This window comes from Duganella aquatilis (assembly GCF_009674565.1).
GTDB classification, from domain to species: domain Bacteria; phylum Pseudomonadota; class Gammaproteobacteria; order Burkholderiales; family Burkholderiaceae_D; genus Rugamonas; species Rugamonas aquatilis.
On record NZ_WKJL01000017.1, the window covers coordinates 45,718 to 67,548 of the forward strand.

At 63.8% G+C, this 21,831-nt stretch carries 23 protein-coding genes; 9 read left to right on the forward strand and 14 right to left on the reverse strand.

The features are described from left to right. The first annotated feature begins 2 nt into the window (after window positions 1-2). The gene (eda, locus tag GJ698_RS20730) at window positions 3-626 is read left to right on the forward strand and encodes a bifunctional 4-hydroxy-2-oxoglutarate aldolase/2-dehydro-3-deoxy-phosphogluconate aldolase (RefSeq protein ID WP_154359761.1); all 624 of its coding nucleotides are present in this window, start codon (window positions 3-5) and stop codon (window positions 624-626) included. A gap of 7 nt (window positions 627-633) precedes the next feature. On the opposite strand, the gene GJ698_RS31440 is transcribed toward eda, so the two are convergent. The 3 genes from GJ698_RS31440 to GJ698_RS20740 are packed head-to-tail and all read right to left on the reverse strand — an operon-like array spanning window position 634 to window position 2,181. After that, entirely contained in the window at window positions 634-864 is a 231-nt protein-coding gene (locus GJ698_RS31440; RefSeq protein WP_371865399.1) for a phytanoyl-CoA dioxygenase family protein, read from the reverse strand. Continuing rightward, window positions 861-1,277 (reverse strand): hypothetical protein, encoded by a 417-nt coding sequence (locus tag GJ698_RS30685; RefSeq protein ID WP_208023856.1) that lies wholly within the window; start codon window positions 1,275-1,277, stop codon window positions 861-863. The genes GJ698_RS31440 and GJ698_RS30685 overlap by 4 nt, the downstream gene beginning before the upstream one ends. Window positions 1,278-1,287: 10 nt before the next feature. Further along, window positions 1,288-2,181 carry a LysR family transcriptional regulator gene (locus GJ698_RS20740; protein WP_154359762.1) on the reverse strand — a complete coding sequence of 298 codons (894 nt, stop codon included), beginning with the start codon at window positions 2,179-2,181 and terminating at the stop codon, window positions 1,288-1,290. An 80-nt stretch (window positions 2,182-2,261) separates the two neighbouring features. Here GJ698_RS20740 and GJ698_RS20745 point away from each other — a divergent pair, with 80 nt between their 5' ends. Beyond that, on the forward strand, window positions 2,262-2,969 hold the full coding sequence (locus GJ698_RS20745; RefSeq protein ID WP_154359763.1) for an NAD(P)H-dependent oxidoreductase: 708 nt from the start codon (window positions 2,262-2,264) through the stop codon (window positions 2,967-2,969). Here GJ698_RS20745 and GJ698_RS20750 read toward each other — a convergent pair. Beyond that, window positions 2,966-3,277 (reverse strand): hypothetical protein, encoded by a 312-nt coding sequence (locus GJ698_RS20750; RefSeq protein ID WP_154359764.1) that lies wholly within the window; start codon window positions 3,275-3,277, stop codon window positions 2,966-2,968. The two genes, GJ698_RS20745 and GJ698_RS20750, sit on opposite strands and share 4 nt — an antisense overlap. Before the next feature lie 68 nt (window positions 3,278-3,345). After that, window positions 3,346-4,749, reverse strand: coding sequence for a cytochrome P450 (locus GJ698_RS20755; protein WP_154359765.1), 1,404 nt, complete (start codon window positions 4,747-4,749; stop codon window positions 3,346-3,348). Window positions 4,750-4,802: 53 nt separating this feature from the next. Here GJ698_RS20755 and GJ698_RS20760 point away from each other — a divergent pair, with 53 nt between their 5' ends. Next, a complete protein-coding gene (locus GJ698_RS20760) occupies window positions 4,803-5,690 on the forward strand; it encodes a helix-turn-helix domain-containing protein (protein WP_229260097.1) in 888 nt (295 codons plus the stop codon). Here the strand turns inward: GJ698_RS20760 and GJ698_RS20765 are convergent. From GJ698_RS20765 to GJ698_RS20780, 4 genes are read right to left on the reverse strand one after another with little or no spacing between them, the layout of a single operon-like run. Then, a complete protein-coding gene (locus tag GJ698_RS20765) occupies window positions 5,672-6,145 on the reverse strand; it encodes a DUF6265 family protein (RefSeq protein ID WP_154359766.1) in 474 nt (157 codons plus the stop codon). The two genes, GJ698_RS20760 and GJ698_RS20765, sit on opposite strands and share 19 nt — an antisense overlap. Before the next feature lie 8 nt (window positions 6,146-6,153). Beyond that, entirely contained in the window at window positions 6,154-7,095 is a 942-nt protein-coding gene (locus GJ698_RS20770) for a sensor domain-containing diguanylate cyclase (protein ID WP_154359767.1), read from the reverse strand. Then, window positions 7,092-7,724 (reverse strand): chemotaxis protein CheC, encoded by a 633-nt coding sequence (locus tag GJ698_RS20775; RefSeq protein WP_154359768.1) that lies wholly within the window; start codon window positions 7,722-7,724, stop codon window positions 7,092-7,094. The genes GJ698_RS20770 and GJ698_RS20775 overlap by 4 nt, the downstream gene beginning before the upstream one ends. 2 nt (window positions 7,725-7,726) lie before the next feature. Then, window positions 7,727-8,098 carry a response regulator gene (locus GJ698_RS20780; protein WP_154359769.1) on the reverse strand — a complete coding sequence of 124 codons (372 nt, stop codon included), beginning with the start codon at window positions 8,096-8,098 and terminating at the stop codon, window positions 7,727-7,729. Between the two features lie 60 nt (window positions 8,099-8,158). On the opposite strand from GJ698_RS20780, the gene GJ698_RS31200 reads away from it, so the two are divergent. Both GJ698_RS31200 and rpiA read left to right on the forward strand, forming a co-directional pair. Then, window positions 8,159-8,281, forward strand: a complete 123-nt coding sequence (locus GJ698_RS31200) for a hypothetical protein (protein WP_267874833.1) — start codon at window positions 8,159-8,161, stop codon at window positions 8,279-8,281. 9 nt (window positions 8,282-8,290) lie between these two features. Continuing rightward, entirely contained in the window at window positions 8,291-8,968 is a 678-nt protein-coding gene (rpiA, locus tag GJ698_RS20785) for a ribose-5-phosphate isomerase RpiA (RefSeq protein ID WP_154359770.1), read from the forward strand. A gap of 91 nt (window positions 8,969-9,059) precedes the next feature. Here rpiA and GJ698_RS20790 read toward each other — a convergent pair whose 3' ends face one another. Then, window positions 9,060-9,332 (reverse strand): oxidative damage protection protein, encoded by a 273-nt coding sequence (locus tag GJ698_RS20790; RefSeq protein ID WP_154359771.1) that lies wholly within the window; start codon window positions 9,330-9,332, stop codon window positions 9,060-9,062. 36 nt (window positions 9,333-9,368) lie between these two features. Beyond that, entirely contained in the window at window positions 9,369-10,679 is a 1,311-nt protein-coding gene (gene argA, locus GJ698_RS20795) for an amino-acid N-acetyltransferase (RefSeq protein WP_154359772.1), read from the reverse strand. Between the two features lie 55 nt (window positions 10,680-10,734). Here argA and hrpA point away from each other — a divergent pair, with 55 nt between their 5' ends. Next, entirely contained in the window at window positions 10,735-14,775 is a 4,041-nt protein-coding gene (gene hrpA / locus GJ698_RS20800) for an ATP-dependent RNA helicase HrpA (RefSeq protein ID WP_154359773.1), read from the forward strand. A 45-nt stretch (window positions 14,776-14,820) separates the two neighbouring features. Then, window positions 14,821-15,900, forward strand: a complete 1,080-nt coding sequence (locus GJ698_RS20805) for an extracellular catalytic domain type 1 short-chain-length polyhydroxyalkanoate depolymerase (protein ID WP_229260098.1) — start codon at window positions 14,821-14,823, stop codon at window positions 15,898-15,900. Here GJ698_RS20805 and GJ698_RS20810 read toward each other — a convergent pair whose 3' ends face one another. Next, the gene (locus GJ698_RS20810; protein WP_166454916.1) at window positions 15,901-16,827 is read right to left on the reverse strand and encodes a TlpA disulfide reductase family protein; all 927 of its coding nucleotides are present in this window, start codon (window positions 16,825-16,827) and stop codon (window positions 15,901-15,903) included. Between the two features lie 145 nt (window positions 16,828-16,972). Next, the gene (locus GJ698_RS20815; protein ID WP_154359775.1) at window positions 16,973-18,226 is read right to left on the reverse strand and encodes a putative Na+/H+ antiporter; all 1,254 of its coding nucleotides are present in this window, start codon (window positions 18,224-18,226) and stop codon (window positions 16,973-16,975) included. Between the two features lie 187 nt (window positions 18,227-18,413). Here GJ698_RS20815 and dctA point away from each other — a divergent pair, with 187 nt between their 5' ends. Continuing rightward, the gene (gene dctA, locus GJ698_RS20820) at window positions 18,414-19,709 is read left to right on the forward strand and encodes a C4-dicarboxylate transporter DctA (RefSeq protein WP_154359776.1); all 1,296 of its coding nucleotides are present in this window, start codon (window positions 18,414-18,416) and stop codon (window positions 19,707-19,709) included. A gap of 62 nt (window positions 19,710-19,771) precedes the next feature. Further along, complete coding sequence (locus GJ698_RS20825; RefSeq protein WP_166454917.1) at window positions 19,772-20,797, forward strand: porin; 1,026 nt, start codon at window positions 19,772-19,774, stop codon at window positions 20,795-20,797. Here the strand turns inward: GJ698_RS20825 and GJ698_RS20830 are convergent, their stop codons facing one another. After that, window positions 20,798-21,721: a LysR family transcriptional regulator gene (locus GJ698_RS20830; RefSeq protein ID WP_154359778.1), complete on the reverse strand. Its 924-nt coding sequence runs from the start codon at window positions 21,719-21,721 to the stop codon at window positions 20,798-20,800. Between the last annotated feature and the right edge of the window lie 110 nt (window positions 21,722-21,831).

A 21,831-nucleotide genomic window follows, 5' to 3' on the forward strand; every position in this document is an offset into this window, starting at 1 on the left:
TCATGACCATGACTCTGCTCGACATTATGCGTACTTCGGCCGTGATCCCTGTGATCGCGATTGACGAACCTGAACATGCGGTCCCGCTGGCGAAAGCGCTGGTGGCCGGCGGCATCCGCGTGCTGGAGGTGACCCTGCGCACCAAGCACGGCCTGGGCGCGATCAAGGCCATGAGCGAAGTGGAAGGCGCCATCGTCGGCGTCGGCACGCTGACGCAGCCGGACGAATTTGCCGCCGCGCGCGATGCGGGCGCGGTGTTTGGCGTGTCGCCAGGCCTGACGCCGGCGCTGATCGCCGCCGCCAAGAGCAGCGGCCTGCCGCTGCTGCCAGGCGTGATGACGCCGTCGGAAGTGATGGCGGCGCGCGAGCAGGGCTTCCGTCAGCTGAAACTGTTCCCGGCTGTGCCGGCGGGCGGCGTCGGCATGCTGAGCGCGATCAACGGTCCGCTGCCGGATGTCACTTTCTGCCCGACCGGCGGTATCTCGCAAGAGACGGCGTCGCAGTTCCTGGCGCTGAAGAACGTCGCCTGCGTGGGCGGTTCGTGGCTGACGCCAAAAGACGCCATCGCCGCCGGCGACTGGGGCCGCATCACCGACCTGGCCAAAGCCGCCAGCGGCCTGCGCTAATTTCGCTTCAGGCCCACTCCAGCCCATAGGGCAGAACGGGTGGGCCGAACAGGAAATGCAGCACGCGCCTGCGGCTGCTGCCTGTCGCTTTGGACGATGCGTGCAGCAGCAACGGCCGCATCGCCATCCCGGCGCCCTGGGCGACCGGGCAGGGCACCTCTTTCGTCGCCTCCCGGATGCTGGCCTTGCCGGCTTCATTCAGACGTCCGCCGCGATGTGAGCCTGGTATTACCTTCAACGCACCGTCTTCAGGGCCGCAATCGTCGATGTGCAGGCGCAGCGCGACCAGTTGTTCCAGAGCGCTGGTGGCGGCTGTACGAATAACACGCCATCCTTCTCCGACCAGCCGCTGAGCGCTGCGTGCTCAATCCGGGCTTTCACCGGAATGCTCAAATCCTGATGAAGCGCCACCAGCCAATTGTGTTCCGTCGACTTTTCGAAATATGTGCATTGAATTGCGACATAATCGTTCGCTATCAGGCCTATCGCCACCAGTTTCAGGCGCACTTCATCGGCGAGGCTGGCACACCAGTCCAGCTCCAGCATCTGGCGCGAGTTGGCTTGTGTGGTATCGACGAATTGCAAGCGTTCCGGTGCAACCATGTCGGGCAGGATTGCGTAGCCTGATTGATCGAAGAGATGTGTCGTCATGGCCGAAAGTCTACACACTTGCCGCGATGTGGTCGCGCAGCCATTGGTGGGCTGGATCGCGGTGAGAGCGTTCGTTCCATAGCATGGCCATTTCGTAGCCGGGAATGTCCACCGGCGGTGCGACGATGCGCAGTGCCGCATTGTCGCGTACCAGCCGCTCCGGCAGCATGGCCACCAGGTCGGTGCGCGCCAGCGCTGCGATCACGAACAGAAAATGCGGCACCGACAGCACCACGCGCCGCGTCAGGCCAAGCTGCGCCAGCGTCTTGTCGGTGACGCCGTGGAAGCCGCCGCCGTCCGGCGAAACGATTACCTGTTCCAGTTCGCAGAATTGCCTGAGCGTCGGCCGCCGTTTCAGGCGCGTATGGTCGGCGCGGCCTGCCAGCACATAACGTTCCTTGAATAGCAGCCGGTGGCGCATGCCCGGCGGCGCGTCTTGCGCCGTGTGGAAGGCGAGGTCGATCACGCCTTGCTCCGCCTGCCGCGCGATGAGCGGCGGCGCCAGTTCCAGCACCGCCAGCCGCGTGCCCGGCGCAGCGGCGCGCAGGCCTGCCATCGCGGGCAGCAGGATGGTCGATTCGCCGTAGTCGCTGGCCGCCACGCGCCAGGTGTGATCCGCCTGCGCCGGATCGAAAGGCGCGGCGGGAGAGACAGCCCGTCCCAGCGCTTCCAGCGCCAGCCGCAATGGTTCGCGCAATTCTTCGGCCCGCGCGGTGGGACGCATGCCGCGCGGGCCGGGCAGCAGCAGCGGGTCGCCGAAAATGTCGCGCAGCTTGGCCAGGTGGACGCTGATCGACGGCTGCGAAAAGTTCAGCCGCTCGGCGGCGCGCGTGACGTTATGCTCGGCCAGCAACACGTCCAGCGTCACCAGCAGGTTGAGGTCGAGGCGGCGGAGATTAGTCATGTCTATAGCTGGAATATTGGGAATTCATTTCTACTATACCGGATGCGCTCCTATGCTGAGGTTTTCAAGGAGAGCTTCATATGAATGTGTTTATTGTCTACGCCCATCCAGCCGCCAACTCGCTGAACGGCGCTTTGAAAGACTACGCGGTGCAGCGCTTGCAAGCGGCAGGCCACTCCGTGCAGGTCTCGGATTTATATGCGATGGCGTGGAAGCCGACGCTTGAAGCCGGCGAGGTTGCCGGGCATGCCGTGCTGGCGGAGCAGGAGAAGCTGCTGTGGGCGGACGTGGTGATCTTCCAGTTTCCGTTGTGGTGGTTCTCCATGCCGGCCATCATGAAAGGCTGGGTGGAGCGCGTGTTCACCTATGGCTTTGCCTATGGCGTGGGCGAGCACTCGGAGCTGCGCTGGGGCGATCGTTACGGCGAAGGCACGCTGGCCGGCAAGCGCGCCATGCTGATGGTGACGGCCGGCGGCTGGGAGTCGCACTACAGCCCGCGCGGCATCAATGGCGCCGTGGCGGATCTGCTATTCCCTATCCATCACGGCATTCTCTACTATCCCGGCATGGACGTGCTGCCGCCTTTCCTGCTGTACCGGAGCGACCGTATCGACGATGCGCGCTTTGCTGCGGCATGTACGGCGCTGGGCGAGCGGCTGGATGCGCTGGCAACGACTGCGCCGATTCCCTTCCGTCGCCAGAACTACGGCGACTACGACATCCCGGCCATGACCTTGAAGGCCGATATCGCGCCGGGCGTGGTCGGATTCGGCGCGCACCTCGCCTAGCCGCCCAGTTTGTTATAAAGCGGGCCAGGCCAGCGTGCGGTGACGCGGCTGCAGTGCATCTCGAATTCGTCGCCATCCTTGGTCTTGGTGACGTGGAAGTGATTGATGGCGATACGGGTCGCATCCTGCAAGGCGCCGGCTTCGGTGATCTGCTTGGGCGGCGGCTCGTCCCGGATATGCAGCAGATACTCCACCTTCTTCGGATCGGTATTCTGGTCGTACCAGATCTCGACCCGGATGGCGTCGTCATCATGCTCGGTCTCCGCAAAACATCGCCCTTGCCGCCTGGTCTCAAATTTAAACCGCATCGCGTCCCTCCGTTGACAGACAGGACCAGCGTAGCACGGCTGCCGCGCACGGGAAACACGCTTGCATATCAGGAGTGTTGCAGTCGCATCTGCAAGCCGATGGGGGACATGGTAAAGCCTCCCAGTTCCTGCGGCGCTTCGCCTTTTGCGGTGCCGATGGATCGGATGTCGAAGCTGGACAGCAGCATGGCGCTGGCGAGTTTGATTTCCAGCAGCGCGAGGTAGCGCCCAGGGCAGGTGCGCACGCCGGCGCCGAAGGGCATGGAGACATGTTTGTTCACCGGCTGCTCGCCGCCCGCCAGCCAGCGTTCGGGCTTGAAGTCGGCCGCGTTGGGCACGTGGCTGTCCGAGACGCTGTCGTGGCGCATCACGCACCACAGCAGGCTGCCTTTCGGCACCTGCACATCGCCAACCACGCTGTCGCGCAGGGCTTCCAGCGGGATGAACGGCGCCACCGGCTTGAGTCGCATGGCTTCCTGCGCGCAGGCGTCGAGATAATCCAGGCCGTCCATCTGCTCGATGGTGAATGCGGCCGCATCGGGCGCCACGCGCAGCACTTCTTCACGTGCCTTCTGCATCGCCGATGGGTTTTCGTGCAGCAGATACAGCATCCACGCCAGCGTGTTGCTGGTGGTGTCTTCGCCGGCCAGCAGCATGGTGCTGACGTTGCCGGCCACCGCCGCATCATCGACGCCGCGGTCGCCTTCGTCGGCCGCGCAGATCATCGCTTCCAGCAGGTTGGCGGGATGCGCGCGGCGCTCCGGCTCCGCCGCCAGTCGCGCGCGGGCCGCGCCGACCATGTCGTCGATGGCCTTGGTCATCGCCGCCAGGCTGGCGTCGAGCAGCCGGTCCTGCAGCAGCCTGATGTAGCGCCAGTAAGGGAACAGCGCCAGCGAACGGCGCGCCACGGCGGGCAGCACCACGTCCATGTGGCGCTGGATGACATCCTCGCCACCATCGATAGTATTCACCTCGGTGCCGAACGCCAGCCCGGCGATGACGTCGACGCTGAAGCGCTTCAGATCATCGGCCAGGTCGATCACGCGACCGTCGCGCGCCGCCTGTTGCCAGCGTTTTTGCAGCCGCAGGCCGACCGACACCAGCGATGGAAAATACGCCTTCACCGCATGCGGCGCCAGCGCCGTCATCACCATGCGCCGCTGGTTGCGCCAGGCCGCACCTTCCGAAATAAACACGCCGGGCTGGCCGCCCATTTCCTCGGACACGGCCGCCGTGATGGAGGGGCGGCGGAAGCCATCCGGCCGGTCGCGCAGCACGGCGCTGACCAGTTCATGCCCGGCCACCACCAATATCGGCGTGCGGCCGAAGCGCATCTTGAACAGCGGACCGTATTGCCTGGCCCAGGCCTCCACATCCTGATGCACACGCTGCGGCTGCAACTGCGGCAGGTTGCCTGCCAGCGGCCACGGACGTGGACCGGGCAGGTCGTTGATCTGGCGTGTGGTCTGCATGGCGGCTCCTCTTTGAATTTGACGCAAGTGTGCGCCGGTGCGGCAAACCAGTATTGAACGATTACGACATCCGCCATTGGTATAAACTGTTTGACATGGAGCTTACCGAATCGTCCACACGATTGATTTTTCCACGCAAGGCGCTGGCGTCCTGCGTGCGGGCCTACATCGTTCGCAGCACGATCGAAGCGCCGCTGCTGGAGGCGGCAGACCGCTACAATCATTTCCCCGCAACGCCGCATTGCTCGCTGACGTTTTTCATCGAAGGCGAGGCGGAAGTGGTTGAGCCGGCGGACGTGCCCAGGGAAACGATTCGCGTGGTTTTCGGCGGCCCGCAAACGCGGCCCATGGTTACCTGCAATCCTGGGCCGGTCCGCATTCTGATGGTGATGCTGTATCCGCAGGCGCTGCATGCGCTGAGCGGCGTCGATGTGTCGGCATGGGTGGACCGCTGGGCTTCCATCGATCAGGTACTGGGCCAGGATTGGCCTGCATTGTCGGACGCGGTGCTGTCCGCCGCCAGCGATGCCGAGCGGCTGGAACTGATTGAAAACTTCCTGGAGCCGCGCTGGCAAGCCACGCGTCCGGGCGGTGCCGGCGCCATGGCCGGCGACTGGGTGCGCCATCTGGCCGCGCAAGCCGCCGATACCGCCTTCGGACGCGGTGTGCGCAACATTGAGCGCCGCATCAAGGCCCGCGCCGGACAGCCGATGCGCAAGCTGCTTGGCTTCCAGCGCGCCGAGCAATCCTTCTTTGAAGCGCGCGATGAATTCCTGGCCGGGAAAGCCGTGTGGTCCGACATCGCCGCGCGCGGCGGCTATTCCGACCAGGCCCACTTCTGCCGCGAAGCGCGCAAGATCACCGGCCACACGCCGCTGGAACTGGCGCGCGTGCTGGCCTCCACGGATGAACGCTACTGGATTTACCGCGTCTGGACGTAAGCCGCGCACGTCGCGCGCGTCATCGGAAAGTCGACGCGCTTGTTCGCACCCTTGATCGTGCCTTCGATGCTGGCGCGCAGCTTGGTCGGCGCTTCATAGCGGTAGATCACGCGCTGCGGAAAATCGTGCCCCAGGTTTTCGAACACCACCTCCGTCGCCGTCAGCGTGATGGCGGTGAAGCTGGCGCCATCCTGTCCCGATGGCTGCGCGTGGAAAATCACCGCGCCGTCGTTGGCGGTGGTGATGCGCATGAATTCATAGTTGGCCACCTTGCCGCCTTTGACGGTGCGGCTCAGGCCCATCATCGAATCGCCGACCGGCGCGGTCCATTGTTCGATGGAGCCGGCTTCGCCGCCGTCGGCAGTCCAGCAGCCGGTCAGCCACGCCAGCTGGTCGATCGGTGCGGCGTTGACGCCGGCCGACACCAGCAGCAGGGATAAAAACACATTGCGCATAGCGGTCCTCACGCGGGTAGCATTGAAGCGATCAGGTTGCGGCCATTGCGCTTGGCCTGGTACAGCGCGCGGTCGGCGGCGCCGATCAGCACATCGATCTCCACCGGCGCGTCGCTGCGTTGCGTGGCGATGCCGATGCTGACCGTGACCAGTTGCGACGCATCCGTATTGCGTTCATGTGGAATCGCCAGCTCCTGCGCCCGCGCGCGGATCGTCTCCGCCATCAGCATCGCCTGCTCGGCGTCGGTCTCCGGCAGGATCATGGCGAATTCCTCGCCGCCGTAGCGCGCCATCAGGTCGCAGGGACGCTTCAGCATGTCCGCCAGCGCCGCCGCCACCTGGATCAGGCACTGGTCGCCTTTCTGGTGGCCGTAATGGTCGTTGTAGGCCTTGAAGTGGTCGATGTCGATCATCAGCAGCGACAGCGGCGTGCCGCTGCGCTTGGCGCGCCGGTGTTCCTTCTCCATCGCCACGTCGAAGTGGCGGCGGTTGGCGATGCCGGTCAGGCCGTCGGCAAAGGTCTGCGAGCGCAGCACCATGGCCTGCTCGCGCAGCAGCTTCTCGCGCGTGACGGCGATGCTGACATCGCTGACCTGGATCAGGCAATGGCGCGGCGCGTTGTCCACCGCGATCGGCGTCACCTCCACCGCCTGCTGGATGCGCTCGTCGCGCACAAACAGCGCAAACGGCGCCTTGTTCAAGGTCTGCGACAGCAGCGATGGGAAGTTGTTGTACAGCGCGTGTTGAATGGCCGCGTCCACCCGGCCGCCGCGCAGGTCGGGACACACGTCGAAAAAGTCGCGGCCCAGCACCTGCTCGTGCGACAGGCCGGAATGCTTGACCATCCAGCTGTTCCACAACACGACGCGGCGTTCGCTATCGAGCACGATGGCGCCCAGGCTCACCGCGCAAAACACACTCTCCAACAAGGGCAGACGCAATGAACTCATGATTGGCCTATTGCGCGCGTGATGTAGAGATTGATCTGGTCCTTCAGGTCGTGCAGCGCCGAGATGGCGAGCACGAAGGCGACGTAGCCGTGGATCTGGTGCTTCTCCAGTACGAAGTCGATGTGCAGCATCAGCACCACGGTATCGGCCTGGCTGCTGCCGGCGGTGGCGGTGAGGATTTCGTCGCTGGTGCCCACATGGTACTGCGGCAGCGAGCCATGCAGCTCGCGCTGGAAGATGTTCGCCAGCGTGCCGACGCAAGAGTTGAGCATGATGTTGCCGATCTCGCACATGGCTTCCTGCTCCATCTCGGTCAGTTCCTTCAGCGGCACCGCTTCGCCCACCATCAGGCGCACGATCTCCAGGCTTTTATCTTCGGGGAACATGAGAATGGCTTCTGTCTCGAAGGCGCCGGCATAGTGCTGGCTGACGCCGCAGATGCGCTCCGGCACAGCTTCGCCCGCGCCCAGCAGCCGCGCCGCCTCGGCCCGCGCGATGAAGCTGATCGACGGCACCGACATGCGCACCGCTTCGTTGACGATGGCGCTCATCGAGGCGGCCGCGTGGCCGACGCCGATGTTGAAGATCTCGATCAGCGCATCGTTTTCCAGTTCGGAGAGCTGGAACATGATTACGCCGCTTTCAGCGTGGCCAGCAGCTGGGCGATACGCGCCTCGGTGATCGGCTTTTCCATAAAGCCGATGCCCATCGCGTTCGCGCGTTCGCGCGTGGCCGTTTGCACGTTGGCGGTCAGCAGCGAGATCGGCACGGCGGGGAATTCATGGCGCAGTTGTTCGGCGGCGGCGATGCCGCCCATGCCGGGCATGTTGACGTCCATCAGGATCAGGTCCGGCGTGGCGGTGCGCGCCTTGAGCAGCGATTCCTCCCCGGTGCCGGCTTCCTCGATGATCCAGTCGGCATGCAGGCTGGCGATGTACTGGCGCGCCATCATGCGTGAGACGCGGCTGTCGTCGACAATCAGGACGGTTTTCGTGCTTGTCATGTCTCTTCCCCGGCGGTCTTTTTTTTATACTACTGCGTTGCAACCATTCTCGCATATCCCATGGCCTTCCTGACCACAGGTGTTGCTTTAGTTGTACGCTATTTGAGCGGTATTGTCTGTGCGCAATTTTTAGGCAAAAAGCGCGGTGGTAAAATAGCGGGATTCGATTTCCCCATCTCTTAAGTATTTATCATGACCCAAGACGAACTGAAACAAGCTGTAGCCCGTACCGCCATCGATTACGTGGTGAAAAACCAGATCATCGGCGTCGGCACCGGCTCCACCGCCAACTTCTTCATCGATGAACTGGCCAAGATCAAGGGCGACATCAAGGGTGCCGTGGCGTCGTCGGAAGCCACCGCCGCCCGCCTGCGCGGCCACGGCATCGAGGTGTTCGACCTGAACGATGTGCCGGAAATCGCGGTGTATATCGATGGTGCTGATGAAATTGATAACAGCGGCGCGATGATCAAGGGCGGCGGCGCCGCCTTGACCCGTGAAAAAATCGTGGCCTCGGTGGCCAAGCAGTTCGTTTGTATCGCTGACGGTTCCAAGCTGGTCGAGGTGATGGGCAAGTTCCCGCTGCCGGTGGAAGTGATTCCGATGGCGCGCGCGTCGGTGGCGCGCGAGCTGGCCAAGCTGGGCGGCACGCCCAAGCTGCGCCTGAAGCCGGGTACGGAGGAAGCGTTTGTGACCGATAACGGCGGTTATCTGCTGGATGTGTCGGGCTTGTCGATTACCGAGCCGAAGGCGCTGGAGGCGCAGATCAATCAGATCGTGGGCGTGATTGCGGTGGGCTTGTTTGCTGCGCGGGGGGCGAATGTGTGCCTGTTAGGTACCGCTGAGGGCGTGAAGACGCTGAAGTTTTAACCCGCACTGCCAGGTGGGGTCTGACCCTGCGGGTCAGACCCCTAAGCGACGGAGCTTGCTCTGTCACTAAAGCGTGCGGGGTAGGGCGTGCTTAGGCCGTTGGCGGCACGTAACCCTGCGCGGCATCGGCGCCATCGCCGAAGAAGTGCTTTTCCATCTGCGTCGCCAGGTATTTGCGGGCGCGCTGGTCGGCCAGGTTCAGGCGGTTTTCGTTGACCAGCATGGTCTGGTGCTTGAGCCAGGCGGCCCAGGCTTCTTTCGAAACCGACTCGTAGATCTTCTTACCCAGTTCACCCGGATACGGCGGGAAGTCCAAGCCCTCGGCTTCCTTGTTGAGTTTAATGCATTGAACGGTGCGGGCCATGTGGGTTGCTCCTAAAGCTTGTGTAGAAAAACGAGATTATAAGGTTTTAATCAGAACCTGGGATTTGCGCTGCCAGTTATACATGCGCTGACGGTCCTTCGGCAGCGCATCGACGGTGGCCGGCGCGAAGCCGCGTTTGATGAACCAGTGCGCGGTGCGCGTGGTCAGCACGAACAGTTTGTTCACGCCGAGCGCGCGGGCGCGGTTTTCCATGTGCTTGAGGATGCGGTCGCCGTCGCCCTGGCCCTGGACGTCGGGGTTGACGGTCAGGCATGCCATTTCGGCCATTTTCTGTTCCGGGAACGGATACAGCGCCGCACAGCCGAAGATCACGCCATCGTGCTCGATGACCGAGAACATTTCGATTTCGCGTTCGATCAGTTCGCGGCCGCGCTTGACCAGCGTGCCGTCGGCTTCCAGCGGTTCGATCAGCTTGATAATCCCGCCAACGTCCTCAATTGTGGCGGTGCGCAGCGATTCCAGGTTCTCGTGCGAGATCATGGTGCCCACGCCATCGTGGGTGAACAGTTCCAGCAGCGCCGAGCCGTCCATGTTGAACGAGACGATGTGCGAGCGCTCCACGCCGTTGTCGCAGGCCTTGATGCAGTGCTTCAGGTAGAAGGCGGTGGCGTCGGGCAGGAAGCCCGCCTGCAGCACTGCTTCCGCCTGGTGCGACGACAGTTCGCGGATTTCGGTGCCGCCGGCGTCGGTCATCATCTCGGTTTCGGTGATGAAGATCAGCTTGTCGGCGTGCAGGGCGATGGCGGTGGAGCAGGCCACGTCTTCCATGGTCAGGTTGAACGCCTCGCCGGTCGGCGAGAAGCCCAGCGGCGACAGCAGCACCAGGCCGTCCGAACCGAGGATGGAGTGGATGGTCTCGGCGTCGACCTTGCGGGTGACGCCGGTCAGTTCCAGGTCCACGCCATCGATCACGCCGAGCGGCTTGGCGGTGATGAAGTTGCCAGAAATGATACGGATGGCCGCGTTGGACATCGGCGTGTTCGGCAAGCCCTGGCTGAACGCGGCCTCGATGTCGAGGCGCAGTTCGCCGGCGGCTTCCTTGGCACACTCCATGGCGGCGGTGTCGGTGATGCGCACGCCGTTGTGGAAGCGGCCTTCGACGTTACGCAGGGCCAGTTGTTCTGCCACCTGCGGCCGCGAGCCGTAGATGACGGTAACGTTGATATCGAGCGCGTGCAGCAGCGAGAGGTCGTGGGCCAGCACCGGCAGGGCGCCGGCGGCCACCAGTTCACCAGGGAAGGCAACCACGAAGGTCTTGCCGCGGAAGGCGTGGATGTATGGCGCGACGGAACGCAGCCATTGGACGAATTGGGTAGGGTTTTCCATTAGCCGCATTATAATTCGGTGCGCGACGTCCGCGCCAAAACCTTTGTAAAAAACAATGTCAGAAGCCAGCAACAAGCCAAAAAGTCAGCCTAGCCGTCCGCAAAACGCTACTCCTCGCCCGCCGCAAGCGCAGAATGCCCGCTCCGGGCAGAAGCCGCCGCGTCCACGTCTGACGCCGGAGCAGCTGGCGGCGCGCGAGGCCGAGCGCAATTTCCGCAATCCGCTGCCGCCAATTACGTATCCGGAAGACCTGCCGGTGTCCGGCCGCCGCGAGGAAATCGCCGAGGCGCTGCGCAACCACCAGGTCATCATCGTCTCGGGCGAAACCGGCTCGGGCAAGACCACGCAGCTGCCGAAGATCTGCCTGGAGTTGGGACGCGGCCAGAAAGGCCTGATCGGCCACACGCAGCCGCGCCGTATCGCGGCCTCGTCGACCGCCAAGCGCATCGCCGTGGAACTGGGCTCGCCGCTGGGCGAACACGTGGGCTTCAAGGTGCGCTTTGCCGACACGCTGCAAAAGGGCGCGTCGATCAAGCTGATGACCGACGGTATCCTGCTGACCGAAACCCAGAGCGATCCGCTGCTCAAGGGCTATGACACCATCATCATCGATGAAGCGCACGAGCGCAGCCTGAACATCGACTTCCTGCTCGGCTACCTGAAACAGCTGCTGCCGCGTCGCCCGGACCTGAAGGTCATCATCACCTCGGCGACCATCGATGCCGACCGCTTCGCGCGCCACTTCGGCACGCCGGAGAAACCGGCGCCGGTGATTGAAGTCTCCGGCCGCCTGTACAAGGTGGAGGTGCGCTATCGCCCGATCGAAAGCGACGTGGTCAATCCGGCCGTCGCCAACGCCGAAGGCAAGGGGGCGCGCACCGCCGCCGCGCGCGAAAAACGCGACCTGATGGACGCCGTGATCGACGGCGTCGATGAAGTGGCGCGCATTGGCTCGGGCGACATCCTGGTGTTCCTGCCGGGCGAACGCGAAATCCGCGACGCCGCCGAGGCGCTGCGCAAGCACCATCCGCCGCACGTGGAAATCCTGCCGCTGTTCGCCCGCCTGTCGGCCGAAGAGCAGGAGCGCGTGTTCAAGACCACCAACGCGCGCCGCATCGTCCTGTCCACCAACGTGGCCGAGACCTCGCTGACCGTGCCGGGCATCCGCTACGTGGTGGACGCCGGCCTGGCGCGGGTAAAGCGCTACAGCTATCGCAACAAGGTCGAACAGCTGCAGATCGAGCCGATCGCGCAATCGGCCGCCAACCAGCGCGCCGGCCGCTGCGGCCGTGTGGCCGATGGCGTCTGTATCCGCCTGTACGACGAGCAGGATTTCATCCAGCGGCCGAAGTTCACCGAACCGGAGATTCTGCGTTCGTCGCTGGCCTCCGTCATCCTGCGCATGAAAACGCTGCACCTGGCGGACGTGGAGACCTTCCCGTTCATCGAACCGCCGCTGGCGCGCGCGATTGCGGACGGCTACCAGCTGCTGCAGGAACTGGGCGCGGTCGATGAATACAATCAGATCACGCCATTGGGCGCCAAGCTGGCCAAGCTGCCGCTGGACCCGCGCGTCGGCCGCATGATCCTGGCTGCGCTGGACAACGTCTGCCTGAACGAAGTGCTGATCATCGCTTCCGCCTTGTCGGTGCAGGACCCGCGCGACCGGCCGATGGAGCACCAGCAGGCCGCCGACGAAGCGCACAAGAAGTTCGCCGACGAGAAATCCGAATTCCTCAGCTATCTGAAAATCTGGCGCTGGTTCGAAAACGCGATTGAGCACAAGAAGACCAACCGCCAGTTGCAGGACAACTGCCGCACCAACTTCCTGTCGCAACTGCGCCTGCGCGAGTGGCGCGACGTGCATTCGCAGCTGCTGACGATCGTCAAAGAGCAGGGCTGGCGTCTGAACGAAGCGCCGGCCACGTATGAAAACCTGCACATGGCGCTGTTGACTGGCTTGCTGGGCAACGTCGGCTTCAAGCAGGAAGACGATCCGGGCTTCCTCGGCGCGCGCGGCATCAAGTTCAATATCTGGCCGGGTTCTTCGCTGAGCAAGAAGCCGGGCAAGTGGATCATGGCGGCGGAGCTGGTGGACACCACGCGCCTGTACGCGCGCTGCATCGCGCAGATCCAGCCGGAGTGGCTGGAAAAGGTCGGCGGCCACCTGCTGAAAAAATCGTGGGGCGAGCCGCGCTGGGAAAAACGTTCGGCGCAGGTCACCGCCTCCGAACGCGCCACCTTGTACGGCCTGGTGGTGTACAGCCAGCGCCGCATCAACTACGGCTTGTTCAATCCGGCCGAAGCGCGCGAAATCTTCATCCGCGATGCGCTGGTTGGTGGCGACTACGACACGCGCGCGCCGTTCTTTGCGCACAACCACAAGCTGATTAAAGAGATCGAGAACCTCGAACACAAGTCGCGCCGCCAGGACGTGCTGGTGGACGATGAGCTGATCGCCGCCTTCTACGACAAGCTGCTGCCGGCCGACGTGGTCAACGGCGCGGGCTTCGAGAAGTGGCACAAGGATGTGGCGGCGCAGGAGCCGAAGCTGCTGTTCCTGAACCGCGATGAGCTGATGCGCCACGAAGCGGCCGGCGTCACCACCGATTTGTTCCCGAAGAAGATGAACGTCTCCGGCCTGGAGCTGGCGCTGACTTATCACTTCGAGCCGGGCAGCGTGCGCGATGGCGTGACGCTGGCGGTGCCGCTGTATGCGCTGAACCAGCTGTCGCGCGAGCGCTGCGAATGGCTGGTGCCGGGCATGCTGAAGGAGAAGGTGCATCTGTTGCTGAAGTCCCTGCCGCAGAAGCTGCGCCGTCATTGTGTGCCGCTGCCGGAGTATGCGGCCAGGTTCTGCGAGCGCGTGGAGGAGAAGCACGCCTTCGGCCGTGGTGAGCTGATCGATGCGATCATCGCCGATATCCGCAAGGAGATCACGGTGACGCCGCTGACCACCGACTTCAAGCCGGAGACGCTGCCTGCGCACCACTTCATGAACTTCAAGGTGATCGACGAGCATGGCCGCCAGCTGGACATGGGCCGCAACCTCGCCACCTTGCAAGCCGAATACGGCATGCAGGCGCGCGAGAGCTTCCAGAAGATGGCGGAAGCTTCCGGCCCGCAGTCGACTGTCGCCGCCCGGCCCGTCGTTCCCGCGCAGGCGGGACGGTCCGGCGCCCCGGCCCATGCTGCACCGGCCAAAGCCGCTGCATCGGGCGCCGCTGCGCCAACCAGCAACATCACGCTGACCAACCTGACCTCGTGGACCTTCGGCGAACTGCCGGAACTGCTGGAAATCGCCCAGGGCAAACTGACGCTGATTGGCTTCCCGGCGCTGGTGGACAAAGGCACGCACTGCGACCTGGAAGTCTTCGACGACCCGACGGTTGCCGCGCGCACGCACCGCATCGGCCTGCGCCGCCTGTTCGCCTTGCAGATGAAGGATCAGATCAAGTTCATCGAAAAGAGCATCCCCAACCTGCAGCAAATGGGCATGCAGTTCATGAGCATGGGCACGCAGGAAGAACTGCGCGAGCAGATCATCAACAAGGCGCTGGACATCGCGTGCCTGCAAGACCCGCTGCCGATCGACGCCGCCAGCTTCGCCAAGCGCAAGGATGAAGGCAAGTCGCGCCTGGTGCTGCTGGTGAACGAAATCGCGCGCCTGTTGTCGCAGGTGCTGACCGAGTTCCACGGCCTGCCGAAGCGCCTGCAAGGCTTGCCGCAGCAGACCGCGCAGGACATGCAGCAGCAGCTGCAAGGCCTGGTGCATAAGCGCTTCCTGCTGGAGAACGACTACAGCCAGCTGTCGCACTTCCCGCGCTATCTGAAGGCGATGAACGTGCGGATGGAAAAACTGCGCGGCGATCCGTCCCGCGATGCGAAACTGATGGCCGAGTGGCAGCAGGCCGCCGCAGCCTATCTGCGCGCGACGCGTGAAAAATCGGCCGGCAAGAACACCGATCCGAAGATGGTCGAGTTCCGCTGGATGCTGGAAGAGTTGCGCGTGTCCCTGTTCGCACAGGAGCTGCGCACGCCAATGCCGGTATCGGCCAAGCGCCTGCTGAAAGTATGGGAGTCGATGCAGCGCTAAACGCGGCGGCTTTCAGGTAGACTGTCGTGACTGGGAGGCGTTTCGATGGTCAAGACCGGAAAGCTGCTGCGTAGTCTGATCCGCGCCGGCACGCGCACGGCGAAACTGTTCGCAGCCGCCGCAACGCCGCCAAAGCCGAAGCGCGCCGCCGCCAGGCCGCGTGCCAGGCCGGCCGCCGCGAAACCTGCCACCAGGCGTGCCGCCACGCCGTCCGCCGTCGCCTCGTCCGCCGTGGCGCCCGGCAAATGGCTATCCGGCCATGCGCCAGCGGCGAGCGGCCAGCGCATGAGCTACTGGCTCTACCTGCCGAACAATCTTCCCGAACGCGCGCAGCGCCAGGGCATGCCGCTGGTCGTCATGCTGCATGGCTGCCACCAGACCGCCACGCAACTGGCGCAAGGCACGCGCATGAACCTGTGGGCGGAAAAAATGGGCTTCGCGGTCCTGTATCCGCAACAGCTGGTCAGCATCCAGCCGCAGCGCTGCTGGAAGTGGTACGACCGCGCCACCCAGGATGGCGGCGGCGACGTGCCCACCATCGTCGGCATCATCCACAAGGTGCTGACGCATTACGCCATCGACCGCACGCGCATTTACGTGGCAGGCATCTCCGCCGGCGCAGGCATGGCGAATATCCTCGCGCTGAATCATCCACGACTGTTTGCCGCTGTCGGCCTGCATTCCGGTCCCGTGTTCGGCGCAGGCCACAGCACACTGGGTGCGCTCGGCGTCATGAAACACGGCGCCGGCCTGCGCGCCGACATGGCCGCGCACGCGGTGCTGCAACGCCATCCGCAGTTCCCCGGCATGCCCGCGATCCTGCTGCAAGGCGAAGGCGATAACGTCGTCCGCCCGATCAACCAGATCCAGCTGGCGCGCCAAAGCCTGCTGCTGAACCGCCTGGCCGGGCCGGCGAAAATCACGCACAAGCCCAAGGGGCGCCATAACGCCCACCAACTGCACGATTTCTACGCCGGCCGCAAACTGATGCTGCGCGTCGCCCAGATCGAGCAACTGGAGCATGCCTGGAGCGGCGGCGATTCGTCACTGGCCTTCAACGCCAAGGCCGGCCCCGACGCCAGCAAGATGATGCTGGACTTCTTCTCCCGCCATCAGCGCATCTGATCACGGCTGCGCAAGCACCTTGCTGACGCGTCCCTGCGCATCCAGCATCACAATCACCGGAATATCGCGCACGCCGAAAGCGCGGAAGATCGCGCCGTCTTCGTCGAGCGCCAAGGGAATGCTGGTGTGCTTTTCCTTCGCATACGCAGCCAGGTCGGCGCGCGAAGTCCATAGCGGTGACGCAATGGCGATCCACTCGGTGCCGCGATCCCTGGCCATTTTCTCGGATTCGATGCGAACGCGTTCGCAGGCGGCGGAAGTGGCGGGGCGTGTCTCGCGCAGATAGGATTCGCACCACGGCGAGAAGAACACCAGTGCGCGCGGCTTGCCGGCAGCCGGCGTGATGGTCTTGCCAGCGAGAGTCTTGATGCTGATGCCGGTCACCAGATCGCCGATCTTGAAGCTTGCCGGCGCGGTGGCTTGCGGCGCCAGGGCGATGCTGCCTGCTGCCGGCCTGGTATTGGCCACGCGCTCCAGTACCGCATGCAGTTCCTGGTCGTCCAGATGACCCACGTGCACGATGCGGCCACTGGAATCGATCACGATATGCTGCGGCGTGACGCGCAGATGCAGCTTGGCCGCGAGGCTGCCGTCATCGATCACGGTGGGCATCTGCAGCTTGTATTTGGCGATGAAGGCGCGCACGTCGGCGCTGGTTTCGCTGTAGCCGGCGTTGACCGACACCACCGCGATGCGCTTGCCGTACTGCTCATAGATTTTCTCGAACCCCGGCGCCTGCTGGTTGCAAGGCGTGCACCAGCTGGCCCAGAACTTCAGATACACCGGCTGCTTGCCGTACAGCGCCGCCAGATCGATGTGCTGGCCGTCGATCGACGTCAACGCCGCCGCAGGCCCCGGCTGCCCGATCAGCCCCTTGCCCGCGCTCTGCGCCCGCTGCTGACCATCCTGCGCGGTCGCCGCACCCATCAATCCACACAACAAAAGAAACACCGCACCCCATTTCATACCAACGCCCTCGATGAGTTAACCATCAAGCTATCCTACCCGGCGCGCGGCATACAAAACAGATGCAAGAACCGTCTAAACGACTAGGCCATGATTGGGCAGTTCACTACAGCAGCAGGAAAGCCGCCGCCGCCACTGCGGTGGGCGCCAGTGCGCCGGCCAGCAGGCCGAGGGTGCCAATGGATTCGTCGCGGAAGCCGCGGCGCAGCAGCGAGACGCCGGCCGGATTGGGGGCGTTGGCGATGACCGTCAGGCCGCCGCCGGTGACCGCGCCGGCCATCAGCATGTACTGCGCAGCGGGCGAAATGCCGTCGATGAGCGAACCGAGGTAGGTGAGGGCGGCGTTGTCGGTGATCGCGGTCAGGCTCATCGCGCCGAAGAACAGCGCCAGCGGCGACAGGCTTTCGACGATCGGTTGCAGCCACCATTGCTGCATCCCGCCCAGCACCACCAGCCCGGCCAGGAAGAAGCCGACCAGCAGGCCTTCCTTGATGATCAGCGGGCTTTGGTAGCGCTGGTACGCGGTGGTGAAGCCGAGGAACAGCATGAAGATGCCCAGGAACAGTTCCGGATGGTGGCCCAGCACCACCACCGCGGCCAGGAAGCCGAGGTGTATCAGCGTCACCGCCAGCGGCACCGCCGGTGCGGTGCGCGTATCGCTGGCGCCGGCCGGCGCGCGCAGGTGCTTGCGCAGCACGAAGCTGATCGCGGTGGCGTTGACGATGACGGCGATCACCGCCTTCCAGCCGAACTGCGACGCCATGTAGGCGGTATCCCAATTCCACGTGGCGGCCACCATCAGCACCGGCGGCGCGGCGTAGGAAGTCAGCATGCCGCCGATGGAGATGTTCACGAACAGCACGCCCAGCGCCGCATACTTCAGCCACTCCGGCATGCCGTCGCGGAAGATCAGCGGCGCCAGCATCAGCGCGGCCAGCGTCATCGCGGCCGGCTCGGTGATCAATGAGCCGGTCAGCGGCACCAGCGCCAGGCCGAACCACACCAGCGCCAGTTCCGTCTTCACCGGCATGCGGCTGGCAAACCCCATCAGCACGCGCTGCACGATATCCATCACCGGCCGCGACGCGGCCACCACCATCACCACAAACACAAACAGCGGCTCGGTGTACTGGCGCGATTCGGCGTAGGCAATGGCGGCCTGGCCGCCGTTGAGCAAGGCTAGCGCGATCATCAGGATAAACGCCCAGAAGCCGAACACCACCTCGACCTCGCCCAGCAGATGGAACAGCCCGGCATGCTGCGGATGACGATGGGCCAGCTTCTCGAACGACTTGGCGGCGAAGGTATGCAGCAAGGCCAGGCCGAACAGGATGGCGCCGACCAGTTGGATGGTTTGCAAAGTTTGTCCTTTTTATCAGTCAGTGACTGCATGGTAACGCAAAAGCGCATGCCGGTCAGTGGCGGTATTGATATTTCACATAACAGCTAGCGTGGTATGGGTATTGTATGTTTTTGATGCTGTGACACAATGATTATGAAGTCCGGCGTCCCTTAAAATACCGGGCCAAAACATAACAGGAGACCTCATGCTCACAAGCATCCCCCAGAACGTCGCGACGGCGAAACCAGCAGCGCGGCAGTGGTATAAACAACTCTGGATTCAGGTGCTGATCGCCATGGCCCTTGGTATTCTGATTGGCCATTATTTCCCTGACATGGGCGTCAAACTGCAACCGCTGGGCGATGGCTTCATCAAGCTGATCCGCATGCTGATCGCACCCATCATCTTTTGCACCGTGGTGCTCGGCATCGCCAAGATGGACGATATGTCGCGCGTCGGGCGGGTGGCCCTCAAGGGCCTGTTTTACTTCGAAGTGATGACCACCATTGCGCTGGTGGTGGGCCTGGTGGTGGTCAACCTGTGGCAGCCTGGCGTGGGCATGAATGTCAACGCGTCCAACCTGGATACCGCCTCCATCAAGAACTACGTGGCGCAGGGCCATGATGCCGGCATCATCCCCTTCGTCATGAACATCATCCCCAGCACCATGGTCGGCTCGCTGTCGGAAGGGCACATCCTGCAGGTGTTGCTGGTGTCGGTGCTGCTGGGCTGTGCGCTGGTGCGCGCCGGCGCCATCGGCAAGCCCGTCATCGAAGTGCTGGAAGGCTTTTCCAAGGTGTTCTTTGGCATGGTCGGCATCGTCATGTGGGCCGCGCCGCTGGGCGCGTTTGGCGCCATCGCTTTCACGGTCGGCAAATATGGCGCCACTGCGCTGCTGTCGCTCGGCAATCTGCTGCTGTGCTTTTACGTCACCTGCCTGATTTTCATTTTCTTCATCCTGGGACCGATTGCCCGCCTGTGCGGTTTCAGCCTGTTCAAGCTGATGCGCTACCTGCGTGAGGAAATCCTGGTGTGCCTGGCCACCACCTCGTCGGAAAGCGTGATGCCGCGCATGCTGAGCAAGATGGAACAGCTGGGCTGCAAGCCCAGCGTCGTCGGCCTGATTATTCCGACCGGCTATTCCTTCAACCTGGACGGCACCTGCCTGTACCTGGCCAGCGTGACCGTGTTCCTGGCCCAGGCCACCAATACGCCGCTGGACCTGACCCAGCAGATCGTGCTGCTCAGCGTGCTGCTGTTGACTTCCAAGGGCGCGGCAGGTGTGGCCGGCGCGGCGTTTGTGGTGCTGGCCGCCACCTTGTCAACGGTGGGTTCGATTCCGGTCGCCAGCGTGGCGCTGATCCTGGGCGTGCACCGCCTGCTGTCCGAGGGCCTGACGCCCACCAACCTGATCGGCAATGCCGTGGCCACCATCGTTATCTCGAAATGGGAGAACGCGCTGGACACCGAACAGATGCATCGCGTCCTCAACCGCGAATAATTTTTTGTCCTTGCCAGGCGGACCGTCAGAGTCCGTCGGCGTTCCTCCTGGAGAACTTCACCATGCGCCACCCACAACGCGCGGCAGTCGGCCGCCTGTTTGCCTTGTTTCTTATCAGCGCCGGCCTGGCGCACGCCGAGGATGGCGTACAAGTCTATGGACTGATCGGCAGCTACGCCGGCAGCATCAAACGCAGCGACAATGTGGAGCGCACCGCGGTGGTGGGCTCGGGCGGCCTGACCACCTCCTGGTGGGGCATCCGCGGCAGCGAAGACCTGGGCGATGGCACCAAGGGCATCTTCCAGGTCGAGCAGTTCTTCCAGCCCGATACCGGTGGCGCCGGCCGCAGCACCGCCGATCCCGCCGGCTTTTCGCGCAGCGGCTGGGTCGGGCTGTCGGGCGCCTACGGCCAGCTGACCATCGGCCGCCACACATCGCCGTATTACGTCTCCATGCAGATGGTCAATCCCTTCGGTTCCTCGGTGGTGTTTTCGCCGCTGGTGGTGCAGAGCTATGTGGCCGCGTTCAGCAATACCGTGATCGGCGATACCGTGTGGAACAACGTGATCCAGTACGTGGCGCCGACGGTGGGCGGCTTGAGCACCACGGTGGTGTATGCGCCCGGCGAGGTGGCCGGCAACAGCAGCGTGAACAATGCCGGCATCCACCTGCGCTATGTGCAGGGCAAGCTGAGCGCCGTGTTCTCGGCGCAGCGCGTGCGCACGGCGGCGGTGGCGCCGTCGACCGGCCAGAATGCCGAGCTGGCCGGCGTGGCGTATGACGCCGGCTGGGCCAAGCTGTACGCGTCGGCGCAGGCCACCGATAACAAGGTCACCAACATCACCTCGCGCACCTGGCAGCTGGGCACGTCGGTGCCGGTGACCAAGAGCGGATCGATTCTGGCGTCGTGGGCACGCAGCACCATCGATAATCCGGCGGCGGTTGTCGGCGACCACAATACCGCCGGGCTGGGCTACGACTATTACTTCTCGCGCCGCACCGATGTGTACGTGACCTATCTGTACGACCACATCGACGGCAAGGCCAAGGGCAACAGCTACGCCCTCGGCATCCGTCACCTGTTCTGATCAGCCCAGGTAGGCGTCGATATTCTTTTGACGTGCCTCGTACAGGGGCATGATCTCGCTTTCCAGCATGGCCACCGCGCGCGTGGCCAGCCGCGACATCGGATGCTGGTTGCTGGTGGCGATCGCCATCCGTCCCTGGATGCCGGGCTCGGTGATGCGCGTGCAGCGGAAACGGCGCTGGCGCGGATCGGCCAGGATGGCGTTCAGCGGCAGCGCGGCGTGGCCGAAACCTTCCTCCACCAGGTCCAGCAGCGGCGGCACGGCGTCGATTTCCAGCGCGATGTTCAGCTGCACGCCGCGCTCGGCCGCATACATTTCCACCAGGGTGCGGATCGCGTGCAGGCGTCCCGGAATGATCAGCGGATAGTGCTTCAGGTGCGGCAGCGGGATGCTGGACGGCACGTCGGCGCCCGGGCGGCTGATCAGGAAAATCTCTTCGCTGAACAGCATGCGCTTGTTGACCAGCGGCGTTTCGCCGGTGTCGTACATGATGGCCGCATCGATCCTGCCCATCGCCAGCCACTCGGCCAGATAACTCGACAAGCCCTCCGATACCGTGATGCTTGCTTGCGGAAATTGTTGGCGGAAGCCGTGCACCAGGGCCAGCGTGGCGAAGCGCGCCACGCTCGGCGCCAGGCCGATCTTGAAATTGCCGTCCAGCGTGCCCTGCAGATTTTGCAGGGCGTGCCTGGCGCCGTCGATCTGGTGCAGGATGCCCTTGCTGTGTTCCAGCAACACCCTGCCAGCCTCGGTCAGCACCACGCCGCGCCCGTTGCGGCGCAGGAGGTTCTGGCGCAGGTCCACTTCCAGCTGGCGCACCAGCCGGCTCAGCGCCGGTTGCGTGCGGCCGAGGATGGCTGCCGCGCGCGTAAAACTGCTGAGTTCCGCCACGTGGACAAAGGCTTCGAGCTGGTCGAGATTCATGGTTGGACGGTATGTGAAATGTGCATAGTAGCTAGTCTGGTATTGACATTGTATAGGTTGGGTGCGCTCGGCACAATGCATGAACCTTGTCTTTACCTGGAACCATGCCC